Annotated in this window: 19 protein-coding genes, 1 tRNA gene and 4 pseudogenes; 19 read left to right on the forward strand and 5 right to left on the reverse strand. The window is 45.6% G+C overall.

Annotated elements, in window-relative coordinates; genetic code table 11:
• The first annotated feature begins 32 nt into the window (after positions 1 to 32).
• The 4 genes from BN3796_RS07735 to BN3796_RS07745 all read left to right on the forward strand — a co-directional run bounded on the left by BN3796_RS07735 (position 33) and on the right by BN3796_RS07745 (position 2374).
• A tRNA-Leu gene (locus BN3796_RS07735) sits at positions 33 to 117 on the forward strand.
• 501 nt (positions 118 to 618) lie between these two features.
• A complete protein-coding gene (locus BN3796_RS20555) occupies positions 619 to 1185 on the forward strand; it encodes a hypothetical protein (RefSeq protein WP_081430643.1) in 567 nt (188 codons plus the stop codon).
• 23 nt (positions 1186 to 1208) lie between these two features.
• On the forward strand, positions 1209 to 1706 hold the full coding sequence (locus BN3796_RS07740) for a hypothetical protein (RefSeq protein WP_061707798.1): 498 nt from the start codon (positions 1209 to 1211) through the stop codon (positions 1704 to 1706).
• A 200-nt stretch (positions 1707 to 1906) separates the two neighbouring features.
• Positions 1907 to 2374, forward strand: a complete 468-nt coding sequence (locus tag BN3796_RS07745) for a hypothetical protein (protein ID WP_061707799.1) — start codon at positions 1907 to 1909, stop codon at positions 2372 to 2374.
• 7 nt (positions 2375 to 2381) lie between these two features.
• Here BN3796_RS07745 and BN3796_RS07750 read toward each other — a convergent pair whose 3' ends face one another.
• Positions 2382 to 2591, reverse strand: coding sequence for a hypothetical protein (locus tag BN3796_RS07750; protein ID WP_061707800.1), 210 nt, complete (start codon positions 2589 to 2591; stop codon positions 2382 to 2384).
• Between the two features lie 9 nt (positions 2592 to 2600).
• Positions 2601 to 3161, reverse strand: a complete 561-nt coding sequence (locus BN3796_RS07755; RefSeq protein ID WP_162267581.1) for a tyrosine-type recombinase/integrase — start codon at positions 3159 to 3161, stop codon at positions 2601 to 2603.
• A gap of 1627 nt (positions 3162 to 4788) precedes the next feature.
• On the opposite strand from BN3796_RS07755, the gene BN3796_RS20870 reads away from it, so the two are divergent.
• The 10 genes from BN3796_RS20870 to BN3796_RS07815 all read left to right on the forward strand — a co-directional run bounded on the left by BN3796_RS20870 (position 4789) and on the right by BN3796_RS07815 (position 12856).
• Positions 4789 to 4947, forward strand: a complete 159-nt coding sequence (locus BN3796_RS20870) for a hypothetical protein (protein WP_061707803.1) — start codon at positions 4789 to 4791, stop codon at positions 4945 to 4947.
• Positions 4913 to 6370 carry a DEAD/DEAH box helicase gene (locus BN3796_RS07770; RefSeq protein ID WP_073885154.1) on the forward strand — a complete coding sequence of 486 codons (1458 nt, stop codon included), beginning with the start codon at positions 4913 to 4915 and terminating at the stop codon, positions 6368 to 6370. Before BN3796_RS20870 ends, BN3796_RS07770 begins: the two co-directional genes overlap by 35 nt.
• 404 nt (positions 6371 to 6774) lie before the next feature.
• Complete coding sequence (locus BN3796_RS20955) at positions 6775 to 7158, forward strand: hypothetical protein (RefSeq protein WP_061707806.1); 384 nt, start codon at positions 6775 to 6777, stop codon at positions 7156 to 7158.
• Positions 7151 to 7489 (forward strand): hypothetical protein, encoded by a 339-nt coding sequence (locus BN3796_RS07785; protein WP_061707807.1) that lies wholly within the window; start codon positions 7151 to 7153, stop codon positions 7487 to 7489. The genes BN3796_RS20955 and BN3796_RS07785 overlap by 8 nt, the downstream gene beginning before the upstream one ends.
• 672 nt (positions 7490 to 8161) lie before the next feature.
• Positions 8162 to 8377, forward strand: a complete 216-nt coding sequence (locus BN3796_RS07790; RefSeq protein ID WP_033801630.1) for a hypothetical protein — start codon at positions 8162 to 8164, stop codon at positions 8375 to 8377.
• Positions 8374 to 8733 carry a hypothetical protein gene (locus BN3796_RS07795; protein ID WP_061707808.1) on the forward strand — a complete coding sequence of 120 codons (360 nt, stop codon included), beginning with the start codon at positions 8374 to 8376 and terminating at the stop codon, positions 8731 to 8733. Before BN3796_RS07790 ends, BN3796_RS07795 begins: the two co-directional genes overlap by 4 nt.
• Before the next feature lie 16 nt (positions 8734 to 8749).
• Positions 8750 to 9781 carry a major capsid protein gene (locus BN3796_RS07800; protein WP_060614978.1) on the forward strand — a complete coding sequence of 344 codons (1032 nt, stop codon included), beginning with the start codon at positions 8750 to 8752 and terminating at the stop codon, positions 9779 to 9781.
• 132 nt (positions 9782 to 9913) lie between these two features.
• Positions 9914 to 10111 carry a hypothetical protein gene (locus BN3796_RS20060; protein WP_033801633.1) on the forward strand — a complete coding sequence of 66 codons (198 nt, stop codon included), beginning with the start codon at positions 9914 to 9916 and terminating at the stop codon, positions 10109 to 10111.
• Entirely contained in the window at positions 10104 to 11645 is a 1542-nt protein-coding gene (locus BN3796_RS07805) for a hypothetical protein (protein ID WP_061707809.1), read from the forward strand. Before BN3796_RS20060 ends, BN3796_RS07805 begins: the two co-directional genes overlap by 8 nt.
• 42 nt (positions 11646 to 11687) lie before the next feature.
• A protein-coding gene (locus BN3796_RS07815) for an IS3 family transposase (protein WP_148381775.1) occupies positions 11688 to 12856 on the forward strand; the annotation gives its coding sequence in 2 pieces (ribosomal slippage) (positions 11688 to 11937 and positions 11937 to 12856; 1170 coding nt in all).
• 8 nt (positions 12857 to 12864) lie between these two features.
• Here the strand turns inward: BN3796_RS07815 and BN3796_RS20565 are convergent.
• Positions 12865 to 13970: pseudogene (locus BN3796_RS20565) on the reverse strand (IS3-like element ISEcl10 family transposase); the annotation flags it as partial.
• Between the two features lie 276 nt (positions 13971 to 14246).
• On the opposite strand from BN3796_RS20565, the pseudogene BN3796_RS20960 reads away from it, so the two are divergent.
• Both BN3796_RS20960 and BN3796_RS07835 read left to right on the forward strand, forming a co-directional pair.
• Positions 14247 to 14432: pseudogene (locus tag BN3796_RS20960) on the forward strand (hypothetical protein); the annotation flags it as partial.
• 104 nt (positions 14433 to 14536) lie between these two features.
• The gene (locus BN3796_RS07835; RefSeq protein ID WP_061707812.1) at positions 14537 to 15019 is read left to right on the forward strand and encodes a hypothetical protein; all 483 of its coding nucleotides are present in this window, start codon (positions 14537 to 14539) and stop codon (positions 15017 to 15019) included.
• A gap of 18 nt (positions 15020 to 15037) precedes the next feature.
• On the opposite strand, the gene BN3796_RS20070 is transcribed toward BN3796_RS07835, so the two are convergent.
• On the reverse strand, positions 15038 to 15280 hold the full coding sequence (locus BN3796_RS20070; protein ID WP_073885155.1) for a hypothetical protein: 243 nt from the start codon (positions 15278 to 15280) through the stop codon (positions 15038 to 15040).
• A gap of 271 nt (positions 15281 to 15551) precedes the next feature.
• On the reverse strand, positions 15552 to 16802 hold the full coding sequence (locus tag BN3796_RS07840) for a site-specific integrase (RefSeq protein ID WP_061707813.1): 1251 nt from the start codon (positions 16800 to 16802) through the stop codon (positions 15552 to 15554).
• A gap of 351 nt (positions 16803 to 17153) precedes the next feature.
• Between BN3796_RS07840 and BN3796_RS07845 the strand changes: the two genes are divergently transcribed.
• From BN3796_RS07845 to BN3796_RS07855, 3 genes and pseudogenes are all read left to right on the forward strand, one after another.
• The gene (locus BN3796_RS07845) at positions 17154 to 18413 is read left to right on the forward strand and encodes a tyrosine-type recombinase/integrase (RefSeq protein WP_061707814.1); all 1260 of its coding nucleotides are present in this window, start codon (positions 17154 to 17156) and stop codon (positions 18411 to 18413) included.
• 422 nt (positions 18414 to 18835) lie between these two features.
• Positions 18836 to 19876, forward strand: a pseudogene (locus tag BN3796_RS07850) (IS481 family transposase).
• A 59-nt stretch (positions 19877 to 19935) separates the two neighbouring features.
• Positions 19936 to 20709, forward strand: a pseudogene (locus tag BN3796_RS07855) (tyrosine-type recombinase/integrase); the annotation flags it as partial.
• Positions 20710 to 20720 lie beyond the last annotated feature (11 nt).

Consider the following 20720-nt stretch of genomic DNA (forward strand, 5'->3'; position numbering starts at 1 on the left):
ATAATCCACAACGTTTCCGCATCCCCTTCAGTGCCGAAGTGGCGAAATCGGTAGACGCAGTTGATTCAAAATCAACCGTAGAAATACGTGCCGGTTCGAGTCCGGCCTTCGGCACCAAGTCACTAAATTCCTTACAAATCAATGAGTTAGTGTGAAAAACCCATCTCATTTGCATGTAAGAAATACCAGTTTCTCATCAAGTACAAAAGCCACTGTGAATGTTAATGGCTTTGGTATGTTATCACGCAGTGGCAAGTAGTTACCAGGCTCAACCTTGTACAGCTTTTCCCTTTGAAGCCGGAAGACGTGCCACCGTCTCTAAACGCTATACCAAAACAGATTGATCATACGCATTCAAGCCCGATGTGCGGCCTTATGAGCCACGTAAACAGGTTTATGGTGATAACGTACCTACAAACGACATGTAGGCTCTATCAGCGCTTCAGCCACGCTCCCGCAAGGGTACACGGTTATCCTGATAAGGTATGATCCCTCTAACAATCTGATGAAGTCGCTACGCTCCGCTTGTTGCTGTATCACCAACGGGGCTTTATGGCTTCTATTCCCTTAATTTAAATATGGTATCATGTAGAGGAAATCTTAAAAGAAGGGTAGTTTATGGGCTGGTCTTCGTTGGTTAGGATAACCATTGGTACATTTCTATTGGCTGGGTTGTCATTCTCTGCACACGCTAAGAACTGCAAGAAAGGTATTCCATGTGGTAATTCGTGCATTGCGGTTGGAAAAACGTGCCGGATTGGGTCAGGCACCTCATCTACGTATAACAATTATTCATACTCTTACCCGTCATCTTCTCTTCATAGTTCAATCCCTAAATCCTCTTCCCCTTCCTCATCAGCTAAGGTTGACGGAAAAAATACGTCTTCAACTGCTAAAACGTATCTCTGTCAATATGCTATTGCAGCGATACAGAATGGAAGAATCGGTGCTTTACGTGTGTTGGGTAGTGCCGAGGTAACGTTGTATGTCGATAGCTTCAAAGCTAACCGTTTAAATGGTACGTACCTGCTCTCACCAAAGCTGAAAGCTAACGGTAAGTTGATGATGGCAGATGATAAAAGCAAGGTGTACGCCTATGATCCGCCGCTGGGAAACTTTGCAATTAGTGACCGCATCGCAAGAAGCACTGAGCAATGGGATCATTGTAAACTGGTTCATAATTAATAAACTCAATTCGTGGGGATGGAATGAAAAAATTACTAATGGCTTTCGTGATTCTAACTTTACCCCTGCTCTCGTTCGCTAAAGGTATTGGTTACGGAAACACTAAATGGGACATGAATCCATCAGAAGTTGTAGCTGCTCAGGGCAATGGTGCACATCTGATCTCACCAGAAAAGTATAAGGATAACTTTGGGAAAGTGCGGATTGATAATGTATCGATTGGTAGCGGTCTGTATACAGTGACATTTTTGTTCGACAGCGCTGATCGTCTTGTTCAAACGAACGTAGCCAGCAATGAAAAGAAAAATGAAGGCATTGCTGCACGTCAATTTAGCACATTAAATCAATTACTAACTCAGAAGTATGGCAAGCCTGAATTTTCTGATCCAAGTAAAGTAACCTGGAAACTTCCTGACACAACGGTTGAGTTAAGTAAGATGGTCATTTCTGGGATCATGGCCCAAACTTTTGTTCGTTACATTCCAAACAGTATGGTAGCAAACGATACATCTAATCTTTAAGCCCTTACGCAAGAAACGCACACTTAACACTATAATCCAAAGGGGGCATTACGCCCCCTCGTATCATTACTGTAAAGCCCGTAGCCATATCATCAGAAAATTAAGCTGGCTTCCTGTCATTGCTGACACTTATTATCTTGAATTACATTGATTTTGTTATAACCTTGATGTAACTACAATAACATAGTAAGGAGAGGAAAATGGCAGGAGATTACAGAATTTATTATCTCATCGGTAATGAGGAACATTCTCTCAAAAAGTGGTTAGAGACTGATGCACCAACACTTCAGAGCGAAGAAGTTATTGAGGCAGTTATGAGTGTCGTCCCACATGGTAAAGCACCCAGTATCCTACGTCTTGTTGATTTGGATAAAGATGGAAAACCAATGATTTATGACGAGTTTCTCATACAAGGCTTTGGTGGCATTAACTTCGGGCTTATTTATCGTCGAGTGGGACATGATGGTTGGTTCTATCTTACAGATCCTCAGGTGTATGGTTTTAGAGAGGGGATTAAAATTACGGATAATAAACTAACCGTCGTAGCGAACTCTCGTTATTCATTTTCTGAAAAAGCTGATTTCCCGGTAATAGCTACCATCGATTGGGACAGGCTTAGTTTACGTTATGGATATAAGGAGCTTTACTTAGTCCCCACATCGGCTTAGAAAATAACTACGGTTTAGCATCCCCTGTGTGAAACGTTTTGGCATAGGGGCATGAGCCTTTCGTGGTATAAGTGAAAATATACTGGCTATTCTCGTAAACACACAGCGCTTTTCCGTTTTCTGTCTGTTCCTCTTGCGGGTTGACCATGGTTATCTGTCCGGCATTCGCCAGGGCTGGCATGATCGCCAGCGTCAGCACCAGTAAGCTGTTTTTCATGTGTACCCCTTATAAGTCCATCTCATTGATCACACGGCTAACGGCTTGCTTGTCTAAGTCCAGATAGCGCCTGGTGTCAGTGATGTTGCTGTGATTAAGCACGGTCATAGCTAAAGCGATGTTGTTTGCTGAACGCTTGTAGATGGCATTCCCGCCAGCTTTGCGGAAGCTGTGAGCCGATACAGTGCCATGAATGCCGATAGCTTTCGCGGCTTCTGCGATTTGCTTGCTCACTTCTTCGCGTCGTACAGGTGCTTGCTTGTTCATCGAGCGGTTACGCTGGCTCCTGAACACATGAACATCATGCGGATACTCAGCACGGCGACGTGTGATCATCTGCACCACTGGAGCCGGAAGGGTGAGGGCTTTACGCTTCCCTGTCTTCTGTTCTTCTATGTCTATCTCTCCATTGAGCACTTCGTCGAAGCGCAAAGCTACGGCATCCCCCACACGCAGTACGGCGGCTTGCATCATTAATGTAACGTCAGCTATTAGGCTCTTGTTATGAGCGTTTAGCCACTCCCTAATCGCTTTGGCTTGCTGTTCGTCTAACACGACTGCTCTGTTCAATTTGCCCTCCTTCAAGGTCACATATCTAAACATATTGAATAAACTATATGATCAATTTCAGTGAGTTACAATAAAGATGATCAAAAATCGAACTGTGTTGTGTGTGGTAAATGGCGCGATTGTGTCCAGTGCTTAACGCGAAGATCAGGCACACCCAGATCGAAATCTGCATGATTTTGAAATATCTGAATAAAATCATAGTGTTGGCATTTATAAACATGTGTTTGAACATTGCCAAATCCTCTACTTTGCACGAAGAACAGCGGCAACACCCGAACATCACACTACCAATGCTTGTGTGTGGTTACTGCCTATCTCATTGATTTAAATGTGATAAATGTAAGGTTGTTAGGCAAGGGCGGCGCTAACCTGCCTTTATGCACTGATTATGCGGAGTTTATGCACTTGAAACTGATTGCATAATGAAATGATTAAAATACTAACTAATTGGTGGGTTTAGGCATGAAAATAAACCGATGTTTCAATTTTAGAAAACTCGTTCAGCACTGTGCATCGAATATGGAAGTGCTCATTGTGGACAATGACCGCTGTAAGCCTTGCGCCGTGCGGCTTTACGCAAAGTGAGTGATTGTTACTATTTGCTCACTACGGTAACTTTACCCTGTAACAAGGGCATTCTTTACCTGTCATTTAAGGTAGATTAAGGAGGGATTTACCGTGGATATAACGGGGAAATTTCCGGCGCTATGGAGGCGAGTATTCGCGATTAACACGTAATCATGAGTGAAACGAGGGATGTAGGGTTAATTCTCCATAAAGTGGAATGTACAATTTGATATGCGCGTGATCAGCGCATGGAAGATAGCTATACAGGAGAGTTACCTTTGCATAGAGTTATTGATGAGAAGTGTTTCTCCTGTTAGAGATAACTTGTCATGTTCGCTTCACTCACTGACACAAACCAATTACTAACTACCCTTAATTAAATTAAGGTTATTAATTATCTCTCTTATGTTCTCGTATTCCTCGAACATACATCATTGTGCAAGATGATCATGAGCAGATACTTTTTCATGCGACATTCACCCGCTGATCGCTGGTTCATTGTGAGCCTACACTTTCCGAAGGTATCAAAATAAATGTAAAAGGGCTTATCATTTAAAATGATACCCCCTCTTACGTGATACTCTCGTAATCAGCTTGATTGTGCAAATGGCGTAGCCATAAGATCGGCTCACTCGCATGAAGAGCCGGAAATGATACCCTCGCTTGAGTTGCCATCTTCTCAAACTCACAAAAGTGATTGACATGGAATTTATTTTGTGATAGCCCTTGACAGGTGGGTAGGAAAAATGTTATAGTACTCATATCGCATAAAACTTTATCCACATAATCCAATCAACGCACTTCGAAACCATCAGGTTTGCGAGGTGTTTTTGTTTATACACCTATCCAAGGAGACTGAATATTGAGATATTTCGACGTTGAAGACACACTTCAACAATTAAAAGATGGAACTACCACCCGTTACCACATCCAAGCATTACGTAATTCCTGCCGCGCTCGTGGATATCAGGAACGGGAAGATTTCTTCACCGAAGTATTGAAGCGATGGGATACAATCCGCGCTTCTACAACCGAACAGACCAAATAGAAGGAATAGAAAATGAAAATCAACTTCACCCCTGAGACTTATCAGGCGCTGATCGCGCGTGCCAATCGTGAAAATAAAGCCGCTGCCGCACTGGTGAGCGAATTAATAACGACAGTCCTTAACAAAGAGGAACCCAATGAACCAAAGAAGAAAAGTAATAACCTACGTTGATGCAATTTGCGGATCTGGAAAATCCACCACGTTACAGCACTACATCAAGTCAAGTTTATTAACAAATTCCGAAGCAATTCCCCCTCGTTATCTTCTCGTGATGCCAACACATGATTTATGTAATCAAGTGAAGGAAGAACTTGAAAGCCGAAGGGTGAAGAGTTATCACGTAGACACCGAAACAGAAGCTGTAAGACACCTAATTTCCACCCTGGAATACGATTTCCAGCATTCGGTGATCATCTGCACACATCAATGTTTCATTCATTATTGCTATCGCGCAGCGCTTGAAACGGAACTTCAAAACCTTCTCCGTAATTTCAGAATTTTTGTTGATGAAATCCCTGATGCAATGTTTGGCGCTTACATCAAAGTGCAGCATACAAATCGGACGGAACAAAATTTCCCATTCTTGGATATGCTGGAAGAGCGGGACGGATTGTTATTCCTGCGTGAGGATGAGCGTGAAAATTTCTACGCCTACTGGCATGAAAAACAGTCGAGTGGTCAGGATTTAAAGCGCCTACTCTGGGCGATTATGCAGGGTGCTGGACTTCTCTACGAAGAGAATAAACACCTATTCGCCTTCACTGCTTCACCAATTATCAGATCTGTAGAATGGGCTGAACAACTTACACTCTTAGGTGCTGGCTCTTCTCGAAGTTTGTTTGTCTGGGCTGCTGAACATCTGGCGAAATACGAAGTTGAGGAAGCTGGTGAAGATTTAAAGCCGCCACTTGAAAGACGTAAGCATAAGCGTGTACCGATCTCCTTGGTCGCCGTATGTGAAAACAGATGCACCTTGACAGCATTACAGAAAGTTTTTCATGAACATCTCCAGGAAATCATCCAGCGCGTGCCTGGTGAATTTATCTTCGCTACCAACAGAGATAAATCCCTGTGTCAGTTTACTACGATAGGAGATGAAATTCTTACCGATGCTTCCCGTGGTATCCGTGTTTCAATGGCTTCCTATGGCCTGAACCATTACCAGCACATACACAATGCTGTATTTCTCGGATGCAGTAACCTTGATAAAGATTTCCAAGGTAAATGGCGGCAGTATGCGGAGCTTAACGGATGGGATGTTGAAGAATTTGAACATAAACAACGTGCCGCGATGAATTATGAAAGGTGCTACCAGTTTATTAGTCGTACATCTATCCGTAATGCTGACACAAATCACCCTCTGATGTTCGTAGTACCGGATCTGGCAACTGCTGAATACATCAAAGAGCATTATTTTCCTGGTGCAAAGATTGAATGTCTGAAATATGGGAAAGTGAGAAAGAAACGCGATACAAGGAAAGGCGACAACACCCGCGTCGAAGTGCAGAAACATAAAGCCAGTGGGCTTACTCAGAAACAAACTCAAGAAGTTATGAATGTTGGAATAGCAACAATCAAACGAAACTGGAACTAATCAGGAGGACTAATTGATACAATACATAAAACTGAACAACACAAACCAGATACAGATCAACGATAGCGGGAAGGGCGTTTATTATGCACTTGTCTGGTTCTGGAAAGGAAGGAAAACCAAAATTTCTTACGGAGAGCTATCTGATAAATCCGGTGTAAGTGATAACGGGATCAGATTCTGGCTTCGTGCGCTGCGCAACATTGGTGTGATTGAGATAGACGATGAAAGCCATTATCTATCATTCACGCTGAAACACATCGAACGAGACAATGTAGAATTTATCTACTCTAATTTCTAAAACACACAATCGGGAAACTTTATGATTACTGCTTTATGGTGGTTCACCATATTCTATGGCTTTTACGTCTTAACCAGACAAGGAGTTTCCCCTCTACGAGGAATGAATGGGACGAAAAGAACGAAATCCAATTAAACGGATAGAACAAGCAACACGCATCAGCAAACGTAAATACACCTCTTCTCTACAAGACCTCGCACGAGAGTCTATTCCAGGAGAATGGATCACCGAAATAATAGAATACCCTGCAACGGTGCCCGTAGGGGCAGAGTTTGAACTATTGCAGGATGTTTTAGCTTCTTCGGATAACGTCTTCTATAAACCACGCCGCCGCCGTGAATACCGTGTTGATTCATCGAATCTTAAGAAGTGGCAGCTATACGCAGAAAACTATATTGACTGGGTGGGGTATTCCCAAACTAACGGCTTATCTCACCACATACAAGATTTTGACATTCTCTTTGACGACAAGGAAAACAACAATGAATAATAAAACTATGGACATCGTGAACACCCTAATTAACTCCTTCCACGACAACTGGCATTTACCAACCTTACAGCTTGTTAATGCAGCGTGGCGTGAGAGAACGCCCTCCGCGCTTCTGGAAGCGTTGCAATACACTGAAGAGGCAATCACTGCCCTTGAACATCTGCAAACGTCTGTAGCTCGTTTGGTGCAGCGTGACGGTAGTACGATCACACCAGAAGAAGCGTGGCGTGTAGCTAATGACCTTGAGGAGCTTGCTTGCTCTCTGCAATACATCACCGTTGAACTCGGAGAGCTTTCCATCCATATCGCGGAAGAATGCGCTATAACATAAAAGTTACAAAATGTCTTGACAATATGTGCTATGTGTGTCATAATGAGTTATAGGGTAAGCATTCCAATCACTTCACCCTCGTATGTCAATACGCACTCCTTGAGAATGCCGTTTCCCATGGCGGCACTCTCTCCCTCTGAATGCTATTTTTCTGAAAGTGTTGGTTCTTTCCTCTTTGTCTTGTTTAGTTCCGAAGGAATGCGCGGGATGTAATATCTTGTTGTGTTGGTATTGCATCGCAATCACCGCGCATCTCCGACTTTTTCAGAAAGGGCATTCGCTCTTTGCTCATTCATTCCGTTAGGATGAATGTAGTCAGACTGAATAAACGCCGTAAGCGGTAGTTACGTTCAGGCTGGCAATCTCTTATTGCTATTCCAGTGGTGATATTGAGATTCCATTCCCACTTCTCGCCATGACAGAAGGGCTTCTGTTTTGAAGTGGGGCAATGACGGGCGATCCTACTTCTGTTATTCGTAACAGTTGCGCCCTTCATTTTATTCAAGAAACCATTCTTTAACTTCATAATCCTCCCAAACGATGACGTTAAACAATGCTTTCTAACAAGGGCATCTCTCCAGGGGCTTAATTGCCCCTTTTTAACAATCTGCATGTAACACTTCCGTTATTAATGGAAGGATGAACGCAGTTATAACGCGAAGGAACAACAGAATGTTCTTAATAAACAATCGCGACCGAATCCTAAAATACAAATCCGAAGTGATTCAAGTTAATCCTGAGTTAATAGCTAAAGTGGCTGAAATGGCAGGATGTACCGTTGAAGAAATAGAAAAAGCTGTAGACCAGTATTTCCCTTCTGAGGACACACCTCAACTTAGTATGCAGGAACGGATCGCAATCAAATCCAAGGAAATCAAACAACAATGATTGTAGACCTAACCGAACTTTTCCCAATTCGTAAGAGTTTCACTGACGTAGTGAGCTACGCCACTGATTCTTTTGCAGTCGTAGAAGGTCGTGTTTTCGACCTGCCAGCGGATATTCAATGCGCCGATGTTATCGGGGCTGATGGCGCTTTATACACCTCCGGCGATGATGCCTTTGTGGTGGTAAGTGATTTCGTGAGTGCTGGCGACGGTAAGACCGTGAATGTCCTACGTGCGCCTAATGTTGGCAGCTTCGTAGCACTGAAAGCCGACAACCTGCACGCAGCTAATCACGCCGCAGCTATCACCACGCTCGAATCCAAAGGGTTCGTATGCCGTCCATTCTTTACCTCTTAATCAAGGAAGATAAATAATGAGTAAAATCGCAATTGGGCGTGAGATGGTCGATTTAGCGCCAATCTTCCAGGCTCTGCCGGAACGTAACTATCTTATGAATGCCCTCGACCTATTCGACGGGGTAGGTGTTCAGAATCCGAAAGTGGTGGTGACACAGCTTCTGGATGATAACTACAGCCTGTTTAACACCCCGCAGAGCCGTTATTCATCAAACCACGACACTACCGCGCGTCAGAATGGCAAAGAATACCTTATCGAGATTCCTTGGTTTGCAAGGGAAGATGAGTTTAAACCTGTAGACGTACAAGGCCGCAGAGTGCAAGGAACGGACTACGAGCAAACCGTTACCGACCTGTACACCGAATACACTGGCAAACATAAGATTGCTTATCTGCGTACCCGTGAGTCTTACCTGGCCCGTGCTCTGTTCAAAGGTGAAGTTTATACGCCTGCAACTGATGACCTACTGATCTCTTATGCTGAACTGTTCGGTGTGGTGCCAATGACAGCCAGCGTGAGCACAGCGACAGCGGCACAGGATTTTGATGCCATCTTAGACAAAGTTCAGGCTGCCGCAGGTGGATTGGCTGGACAGATTGAACGAGTGATCGTATTCGCTAAACCTGCTGCATTTAGCCAGATTCGCTTCTCTGACAGTATGTCTAAGGCGTTCCAGTATGTAGCGCCATATGACGACCGTAACCTATTCTACCAGCGTCACGAGCTTCTCCCTGGTGTTAGTACGTTTAGTCTGCCTGGTGCGCCGATCGACATTGTTAAAGTGACAGATCCGCTGATCCTTGCACAGATGCCAGATGATGCTGACATGGTGGCGGTTCCGGTGTTCAGTAAAGGCACAAATGCTTATCAGAACATCTACGGCGCTGCCTCTGGTAACTTCGCGCTGATCGATGCTGCACCTGCTGAATACTACTCTTGGGGCTACCTGAGCGAGCGCGGCGATGCTTACCACGTTATGCACGAAAACAGCGCATTACCAGTGAACCATGCGTTAGGTATGCAGGTGAAGATCACCATCACTGCTTAATGAGCAAGCGGGAGCCTGACCCGCTGGAAATAATCAGGCTATTGAATAGGGCGTGTGAACGTTGGGAACTAAGAGAGCGCAAATCTCCCCAGTGTTCCCGCCCTTTTTTATTTCCAGAATGAGGAAAGATAAATGCAAGTGATTGTAAAAAGCGCGGGGCTTCACCTCGCCGTAAATGCTGAAACAGCAGAAGAGTTATTAAATCTGGCGGGAGTGTGTCGTGTGCTTGAAATAGATCACGGTCATCTACGTCAGTTATTACATCGTGGGCGTAGTGTATCAGATGCACTTAATTATCTGGTGAGTAAGAAAGGCGGTGGCGATGCTTGATATTTCGGTCAGTCAGATCCGCAATACGGTTACATTCGTGGTGGATAAGCAGAGCATTGCTCTGGCTAAAGCCGCAGCGGATAACCTTCAAAAGCACTTCCAGAAAATAGCCGATCCCAAGATTCGCTTCCAGGCTCAGAAGCAGCGCAGAGCTAAAGCGCGTGAACAAGTAGCAGATGCTAAGGTGGCTCCCTCTAAGAGCGCCAGTGATTTAAAACAACAGCGTCAAGCTGAGAAAGCGGCAAAAGTTCAGGCTCGTGAGGCTGACAAGCTACGCCGTCGCAATGAAACCGCCGACCTGAAACGCAGATCATCCATTCTCCAGATGAAAGGTGTAGCTGGTAAGTATGGGATTGATCCGGCTAAACAATACCAGTTTGCAAAGTTTGCTCACGAGCAGACAGAGCTTTTCCGTAACGGTCAGATCAGTAGCCAGAAGATGAACTATGAGCTACGCGAACGTATTGCTCTTATGCGTCGTGAGGCAGCGTTACAGGCAAAAGTAACTGCGTCCACTCAGGCACAGGCGGCAGCACTCAGACATGCTAAGAAAACCGACTATGCAGGGGCTGCAAAGGGTATTAAAGAAAAAGGGCTGAATGTTATCGGTGGCGGTGCTGGCTTTGTTGGTGCTACTGCTGCATTAGCTGGCGGGGCTGGTGTCTTGTCTCGTATCCGTGACAAAGGGAATGAGAACTTGGACCTGGTGAGAAAATCAGCCCTGGTTAAGACTAATCCTAACGTTGTGAAAACTCTGGTTGCATACGGACAACAACACGGCATAGATAGCGCATCTGTAGACAAGGTGACGGACAACTTCAAAGACGTGCGCGAGCGTTTGGGTGAGTCGGTGACGAACTCCACATTCGATCAGAAGTCAGGGAAATGGAAAGGCGGCAACGGTGCTATAGATAACGTTATGAACCTGTTCGGATGGACTAAAGCCGACATTGCGAAGTTCCAGGATCGTCCTGCTGATTTCGTTCAGGCAACAGTTAACGAAGGTCAGCGCCGTGGAATGTCTCAGGCATCCATCGGGCATCTGATCGAGGATTATGGGGATGACCTCGCACACTACACCGATCTATTCCTGAATAACGGTGCAGAGTTTAACAAGACGCTAAGAACCCTTGTTGATAGTGGTCAGACACTGAACGAAGAGCAGGTAAAACAGACGCTTGCATTTGGTGATTTAAGTGTGGCTTTCGGCAATTTGCAAAACGGGATCGATAACTCTCTGCTGTATGGTTTTATGAAAGGTTTCGCTGATGGTGGTGATGACCTCGTGAAGAACACCCGTGTTATCACAGAATCAGCCGGATTGCTCGGAGAGGGTTTAGGAGATTTAGCTAAACAGATGACAGGATTTGTTTCTGAAATCTCCGGTGTTGTCTCGGATCTAAATGCAGGGCTTCGCGCTCGCTTCCCTGGTTGGTTTGCTGATAAAGATAAACCAGCGGCCCAGGCTCTCTATGATGGTGTAAATAGACCCGTTTTAGTTCCATGTAGTGGTTTACTGAATTTGGCCACCTGAACAGAGGTGATATGCTCATCTCAGAACATTACAGGTGCCTCAATGAAAAAAAGAAATTTCAGCGCAGAGTTTAAACGCGAATCCGCTCAACTGGTCCTTGATCAGAACTACACCGTTACAGCTGCGGCCAGTGCTATGGATGTGGGTCTTTCTACCATGACTCGATGGGTAAAGCAGTTGCGGGATGAACGACAGGGTAAAATACCTAAAGCCTCCCCTATAACCCCGGAACAGATTGAAATACGTGAGCTGAAGAAAAAGCTACAACGTATTGAAATGGAAAATGAAATATTAAAAAAGGCTACCGCGCTCTTGATGTCAGACTCCCTGAACAGTTCTCGTTAATCGAGAAACTCAGGGCGCAGTATCCTGTGGTCACACTTTGCCACGTGTTCGGGGTTCATCGCAGCAGTTACAAATACTGGAAAAATAGCCCTGAAAAGCCAGACGGCAAGCGGGCTGTATTACGTAGTCAGGTTCTGGAGCTGCATAACATTAGCCATGGCTCTGCTGGCGCGAGAAGTATCGCCATTATGGCAACCCTGAGAGGCTTCAGAATGGGACGCTGGCTTGCCGGAAGGATCATGAAAGAACTGGGTCTGGTGAGTTGTCAGCAGCCGACCCACCGATATAAACGTAGTGGTCATGAACACATCTCTATCCCGAATCGCCTTGAGCGACAGTTCGCAGTGACAGAGCCTAATCAGGTGTGGTGCGGCGATGTGACGTATATCTGGACAGGCAGGCGATGGGCTTACCTCGCCGTTGTTCTCGATCTGTTCGCCAGGAAACCGGTAGGCTGGGCAATGTCATTCTCACCGGACAGCAAGCTAACCATCAAAGCGCTGGAAATGGCGTGGGAAACCCGAGGTAAACCAGCAGGAGTGATGTTCCACAGTGATCAGGGTAGCCACTACACAAGCAGGCAGTTCCGGCAGTTATTGTGGCGTTACCGGATCAGGCAAAGTATGAGCCGACGCGGAAACTGCTGGGATAACAGCCCGATGGAACGCTTCTTCAGAAGTCTGAAAAACGAGTGGGTGCCAGTGACAGGCTATATAAACTTTAGCGAAGCTGCTCATGCGATCACAGACTATATCGTCGGGTATTACAGCTCGCTCAGGCCGCATGACTATAACGGTGGGTTACCGCCAAACGAATCGGAAAACCGATACTGGAAAAAATCTAAAGCCGTGGCCAGTTTTAGTTGACCACTACACCAGGCATTTTTTGAGATCCCGGCCAAATGATTGTGTTGCCGATATTCCTCCGGCGTCATATTGTTCAGTGATTCATGAGGGCGTTCACAGTTATATTCTGACACCCATCTTTCCGTGATTTCCCGCACTTCATTCAGCGTTCTGAACAGATAAAAATCGAGTATTTCTGTACGATATGTCCTGTTAAAACGCTCAATAAAAGCGTTCTGTGTCGGCTTACCCGGCTGGATAAACTCCAGCTTTACTGCATGTTTCTCTGCCCATTCAGCCAGTGCCAGCGAGATAAATTCCGGTCCATTATCCATGCGTAGCATGAGCGGATAGCCGCGATTTGCCGCGATCCTGTCGAGCACACGGACCACTCGCGGAGCTGGCAGATTCAGATCTATTTCAATCGACAACGCCTCACGGTTAAAGTCATCAACGACATTGAACGTGCGAAAACGACGGCCACAGACCAGGGCATCATGCATAAAATCGACAGACCAACTCTGGTTCAGCGCTTCCGGTGTGGCCAGTGGCGAGGGATTACGCACCGGCAGCCGTTGTTTACCCTTACGGCGAAAATTCAGCTTCAGCAAACAATAAATACGATGGATCCTTTTGTGATTCCACGCGTATCCCTGCCGCCGCAGAACCTGGAAAAGTTTTGGAAAACCGTATCGTGGGTATCGTTCAGCTGCCGCCTGCAATGCGGTAATAACGGGTTCATCACGCGTGGTATCCGGACGGTAATGATAAACCGTTCTGCTCAGATTGAGACTCCGACAGGCCTGACGGATACTGAGTCCGAATGCCGTTATCAGATGAGTGACCAGCTCACGCTTAAAGGCTGGTTTTAAAGCTTTTTTTCGATAACGTCTTTCAGCGCCCGGTTCTCAAGGCTCAGGTCGGCAAACATTTGTTTGAGGCGTCGGTTCTCGTCCTCAAGCTCCTTGATCTTTTTAATATCAGAAGCTTCCATACCGCCGTATTTAGACTTCCAGTTGTAGTAAGTCGCTTCAGAGATACCGGCCTCCCGGCAGACATCCTTAACCGTTCGTCCGGCTTCAACCGACTTAATCACGGCGATGATCTGATGCTCAGTAAAACGGGCTTTACGCATAGCGATCTCCTTTGTTGGCAGATTGATTATGCCGGAGGATCTCTAAATGTGAATGGCACGATTATGCGGGATACTTACAATGGTGCTGTTACAGGCTCTGCCAATGATACTGCGCAGTGGATCGCTGATAAGACGGGCTTCGATACCCGTTCAGTGGCTCCAGCTATCAAAGATTGGCTGGGCTTCGGTAATCAGCAAGCAGGAACAGCGGCAAGTGGTTACGACCTGAATGGTGAGGCATTACGTAATAGTGCAATGTCGCTCAATAGCGCCAATGTGCCAGCTTACAATCTGAGTCCAATATTCAATCTAACAGTTGAGCCTACCGTACCTCTAACTATTCAAAGTGACACCTCACGCCTTGCTGATTATGTAGATTTCCAGGCTAAAGCAAGTCAGGCAAGCTTTATGCAGAGCTTAACGCTACAAATGAGTAGTGGACAGTCATCAACAGGTGGCTAAAATAAAGTGTGTGTAAAACTCCTTTATTATTTTCTTTCAATGTAAATAACCTAAACGTTGCTATGGTAAAATAATGTATTTGAACCAAATGCATAAGGGAAAAAATGAACTTTGACGACTTATCTTATCGTGAGCTTGATCACCACGCGATGGAACGCCTTGTGTTTGATGAGGAAGAGCTTTCACCGATTCTTAAAGGTCATATATTTATTGAAAAAGTGCTTGAAACCCTTATATCCAGAAACCTTGTTGAACCTAAAGCCTTTTTTAAAGGAAATCGGTCATTTGATTTAAAGGTAGATCTTGCCTTATCGATGGGGTTGATTGATGAGCATTATTATTCAGCTTTTAAGGCGATAAACAAAGTTAGAAATAACTATGCTCATAAGCATGACTACAAAGTTTCATTTTCTGATTTGAATGCATTCAAGTTTGATTGGGCCGATATTCAAAATCAGGCATTTGCGGTCGCATGTAAGCAGGGAGTTGGTGAAGCTGCACGAATAGCCACTATATTTCTTTGTTGGAAAGCAATACATCTTATTAGCTCTCCTGATGAAGATGACTATGAAAATAAAGGGGCCTAAGGCCCCTTTTTTCGTAGCTTATTTTGTTGACTGAGCTAACACCGTTGCTGCAAGCCGTTTGGTTTTTTCGCTTGAGCGCGGGTTATCGAGAGCCTTAGCTGCAACCGTTTCCATAGTTTCGCTGGTATGGCTGGAGGGGGCACGCTGAGAAAGAGCAGAGGCTGCCAAGCGCTTTTGTAGTTTCGAGGCGTTTGGATCGGACAGAGTTTGACCAGCGAGAGAACCAACATTCCTTGACGTTTGCTTTGGGTTTTTAGCCATGACTTTAGTCCTTCTGGGCAGTTGAGGTGAAATATATAGTGCTTATCTTCCTTATGGGCACTATATATAGTGTTATGCTAACTATCTCCGCTTCGCTTGACAAGATGTTGTAGCAACTTCACTTGATCACTTCATTTTTGATTATTTGTGCGGTGTTTTATTCTGTTAATTTGAAGATTTGTATTTCTATTTGGAGTTTTTAACTGGTTAAATAGTATGATATTTATCCGATTTTATCGTGCGATTATTATCCCCGAATGCATACCCTTTTTCATTGGTTCTCAATCTCTGGATAACGTAACAACTCGATATATTGTCTTAGCTCCACCGGAGAGGCCGCATTCTTGCTGTACGTCTTGAAACTTTCTGTAGAGCCGCGCTCATGGCCAAGTAGCAAGGCAATGCGGTCTTCTGGAACAGGCTTTAACTTCTCTATGCCAATGCCGCCCCTGTCCAGCATTTGCGCCACTTGGTGGCGTAAACTGTGGAAAACTTTTAACTCTGATCCCGCTTCGCCTAATGCCTTGCGTTTAGCCCTGGTAAAACGCTGTGAATGCCACGTAGAGCGCTTTCCGTCTGCACGGTCAGTGATTGAAGCACGATAGAATAAAAAACCGTTGTAAGGCTTCTCACGTAGAGACAACACTAACGGAGTGATAAGGCTATGCACGGGAACAATGCGGACGGCTGATTTTGTCTTTCCCTCAGTTACTTCGAAACATAACACCCCCTCAATCTCTCGGATGTTGGCTGTACGTAAAGAACAGATCTCATTCAATCTCATCCCGCTATACATCCCGATCAGTGTTACGTTCTGCATCTCTTCATCATCTGCCATTACAGCGAATACCTTCGCCAATTCTCCAGGTTCAAACACCTCATAGCTCACCTTGCTACTTTTGGCCTCCAGAGCATGGCCTCGCCAGATATTTTCCTGCGGTGCATCGTGATAACGGTTACGAGCCAGATCCCAGATCTGAGCCAATGCACTAACGTAGTTTTGTATGGTCTGTGGTGCTTTCTCCGTCTTGAGCTTATCAAGCCAGCCTGTAACAGTGGTTCGGTTAATGTCACGAAGCTGAACATCGCGCTTATTGAGATGTTCTAAGAAAACTTCTACGGCTTTGTTTGTCTTCGATAGGGTGGTGAGCTTGCGCTTCTCGCTGAACTGGAGAATGTACTGATCCCGCATCCTCAAGAGGGAGGGGCAACTCATTACAGGAGGGCTTAATGGCTCCGGCGCTTCATGTGCATACGTACCAACTTGACGTAGTTCATTGAGGATTTGCTCTACCTTCGAGCCTCGATCACGCTGCGGCTTTATCAGGTTACGAATCTTAAACCACTCCAGAGCAACCGCATCACGAAAGAGACGGGCTTCGCGCACATCGCGTGTCCCTGTGCTCTTCACGTAGTTACGTCGTCCTCCGAACAGGTGACGCATGTACTTCGGTATGGCGATCCTCACCAGATAGTTTCCGCATGGATCTAAAACTAAGTAACGATCTCTCTTGTAAATCATGCAAACCCCAGCTATTTTGTCAGGGCTTTTGCACTTGAATTTGAATAGTGTGAAATGTCGAAGTCTTTTCCTGTTTTTGCAGTTGATTCAAAGCATTACAGGAGCTTGCCAGACAAGCGAACGACCGTAGAAATACGTGCCGGTTCGAGTCCGGCCTTCGCACCAAAAGCATGTAAATGGACCTCAACTGAGGTCTTTTTTTATGTCTAAAATCCAGTATTTATCTACCTTTCCCGCTATATTAACTCTCTCAAGGTCAACCTACATCAACGTACATCTACCAACACATGTTGGTACAGATGATGGTATTTACGGTTCGATAATGCTTGTACCAACAGGAAGGGGATAAGCATGGCGTTAACAGATATCAAGGTCAGAACAGCCAAGCCAACGGATAAGCAATACAAACTGACCGATGGCAGCGGTATGCATCTTCTCGTCCACCCAAATGGTTCAAGATACTGGCGTCTGCAGTACCGCTTTGGTGGAAAGCAAAAGATGCTGGCTTTGGGTGTATATCCAGAAGTGTCTCTTGCAGATGCCAGAGCTCGTCGTGATGAGGCTCGTAAGTTGTTGGCAAATGGCATCGATCCGGGAGATAAAAAGAAAAATGATAAGGTTGAGCAGGAAGAAGCACGTACTTTCGAACAGCTTGCTATTGAGTGGCATACCACAAATAAAAAGTGGTCGGAAGAACATAGCCGACGAGTGCTGAAAAGCCTGGAGGACAATCTCTTTCCCGCCATTGGTAAGCGGAATATTGCTGATCTCAAAACTCGAGACCTGCTAGCCCCAATCAAAGCGGTAGAGTTGTCGGGGCGACTAGAGGTGGCATCCCGTCTACAGCAGCGCACTACTGCAATTATGAGATATGCCGTTCAGAGTGGTTTACTTGATTACAATCCCGCGCAAGAGATGGTTGGTGCTGTCGCTTCGAGTAACCGTCAGCATAGACCTGCGTTAGAGTTGAAACGTATTACCGAACTACTTCAACGGATTGATAACTATACCGGCAGGCCTCTAACTCGCCTTGCTGTTGAGCTAACCCTTCTTGTTTTCATTCGTTCCAGCGAATTGCGTTTTGCTCGATGGTCTGAGATCGATTTTGAAACATCAATGTGGACGATTCCAGCCGAGCGAGAAGTTATCGAAGGGGTAAAACACTCACAGCGTGGCTCAAAAATGCGCACACCTCATTTGGTGCCGTTATCTCGTCAGGCGTTAGCAATCCTTAAACAGGTACACAAACTTAGTGGCGATCGCGATTTTGTTTTCATTGGCGATCACGACCATCGCAAACCGATGAGTGAGAACACGGTGAACAAGGCGCTGCGCGTTATGGGTTATGACACGAAGGTAGAGGTTTGTGGACATGGTTTCAGAACAATGGCCTGTAGTTCGTTGATTGAGTCTGGATTGTGGTCGAGGGATGCCGTGGAACGGCAAATGAGCCATATGGAACGTAACTCAGTACGTGCTGCTTACATTCATAAAGCTGAGCATCTGGATGAGCGCAGACTGATGCTGCAGTGGTGGGCTGATTTTCTGGATGTTAATCGGGAAGGGGTAGTGAGTCCGTTTGATTTTGCGAAAATTAATTCAGGGAAATAGATAAGCCTTATTGAGTATAGTATTTGCAACATACGACATAGTGTTGCTGGCGATCTATCTCCAAGAGGACCTTTGATAAAAAAATGTCAGTAAAGCAGGCATCTGAACATGAGGATGGTTGGATGTCTGCTTTAAGCTTCACTGAATAGATTAACAAATACTTAATTTCATCTATTTATATACTTCAGGAAGCATGCTTTTAATTGGCGTGTTTTTGTGCAACTGTTTCCACGAAAATAATATCATGATCTTAATATATTTTCTCGATGCCATTTTAGATAGTGATGATGCTGTGCCGAGAATGGTGGGATATTTTTAGGTGTATTAGTCGCGACTTGATCTGACACATGGCCTTGAAAGGTTGAGAGTTACCGGTTTTGATATGGGTGTCGAATCCTTATACAAAACACGAGGTAACTCTCATGCTTCATACTACCAATCCCGTCATCAAACACAAAGCCGGTTTACTCAATCTGGCTGAAGAACTCAGCAACGTATCCAAAGCCTGTAAAATCATGGGCGTTTCGCGGGATACATTTTATCGTTATCGCGAACTGGCCGATGAAGGCGGCGTGGATGCACTGATTAATCGTAGTCGCCGCGCCCCTAACCTGAAGAACCGTACCGATGAGGCAACTGAGCAGGCTGTTATTGATTACGCCGTCGCTTTCCCGGCGCACGGTCAGCACCGGACCAGCAACGAGCTGCGCAAACAGGGCGTTTTTATCTCCGGCAGTGGTGTCCGTTCTGTCTGGTTACGCCATAATCTTGAAAACTTCAAAAAACGGCTGAAAGCACTGGAAGAAAAAGTGGCCCGCGATGGCATTGAACTGACCGATAGCCAAATCGCGGCGCTGGAGCGTAAAGCCAGTGATGACGAGGCCTGTGGCGAAATCGAAACGGCTCATCCGGGGTATCTGGGTTCGCAGGACACGTTCTATGTAGGCAATCTGAAAGGCGTCGGGCGTATTTATCAGCAGACCTTCGTTGATACGTACTCTAAGGTGGCCCACTGCAAGCTCTATGTCACTAAAACGCCGATTACTGCGGCTGATTTACTGAATGACCGTGTACTGCCATTTTATGCGTCTCAGGGCCTGCCAATGCTGAGGATACTGACCGACAGAGGCACGGAGTACTGCGGTAAAGTGTAGCAACATGATTATCAGCTTTATCTGGCGATAAATGACATCGAACACACGAAAACGAAGGCAATGTCCCCGCAGACCAACGGCATCTGCGAGCGGTTCCATAAAACGATACTGAACGAGTTTTATCAGGTGACGTTCCGCAAAAAGTTATATGGCGATCTTGATACATTACAATCGGATCTTGATGAATGGCTGGCTCACTATAATAATGAGCGAACCCATCAGGGGAAAATGTGCTGTGGCCGGACGCCAATGGAGACATTGCTTGATGGAAAACACATCTGGGCTGAGAAAAACTTAAGCCAGATGTAATCTGGCAGATACCTGTATAAATAACCGGTAACTGTCAGATCAGGTCTGAGCTAGTACAGATTATGCGCTTTGCCGTACAGAGCGGCTTAATCGACTACAACCCCGCGCAAGAGATTGCCGGTGCGGTTGCTACGGCTAAAAGACAGCATCGTGCGGCATTAGAACTTAACCGCATTCCCGAATTACTTCATCGAATTGATCACTACTCCGGTAGGCCGTTAACCCGGTTAGCTGTTGAACTCACCTTGTTGGTTTTCATCCGTTCAAGCGAGCTACGCTTTGCTCGCTGGTCAGAAGTGGATTTCCAAACTGCTATGTGGACGATTCCGGGCGAGCGTGAGCCACTGGAAGGAGTCAAGCATTCTCAGCGTGGTTCGAAGATGCGCACTCCACATCTTGTTCCTTTGTCGCGACAAGCTCTCGCTATGTTGGAAAAGATCAAAAGCATGAATGGGAACCGAGAGCTGATTTTCGTGGGCGATCACGATCCGCGTAAGCCCATGAGTGAGAATACGGTTAACAAGGCTCTGCGAGTGATGGGATACGATACGAAAGTTGAAGTTTATGGGCATGGATTCAGGACGATGGCGTGTAGCTCACTTATTGAATCAGGATTGTGGTCGAAGGATGCAGTGGAGCGGCAGATGAGCCTGGGAGCGTAGTTTTGTGCGTGCAGCTTATACCCATAAAGCGGAACATCTGGGGGAGAGGAGTTGATGCTGCAGTGGTGGGCTGATTATTTTGATGCGAATCGGGAGAAGAGGGTTAGCCCGTTTGATTTTGGGAATAATGGTAATGTATTGAAATATTTTAATTATTCATCGATTTTATGATTTAAAAGTGT

The organism is Pseudenterobacter timonensis, assembly GCF_900021175.1.
GTDB classification, from domain to species: Bacteria; Pseudomonadota; Gammaproteobacteria; order Enterobacterales; family Enterobacteriaceae; genus Enterobacter; species Enterobacter timonensis.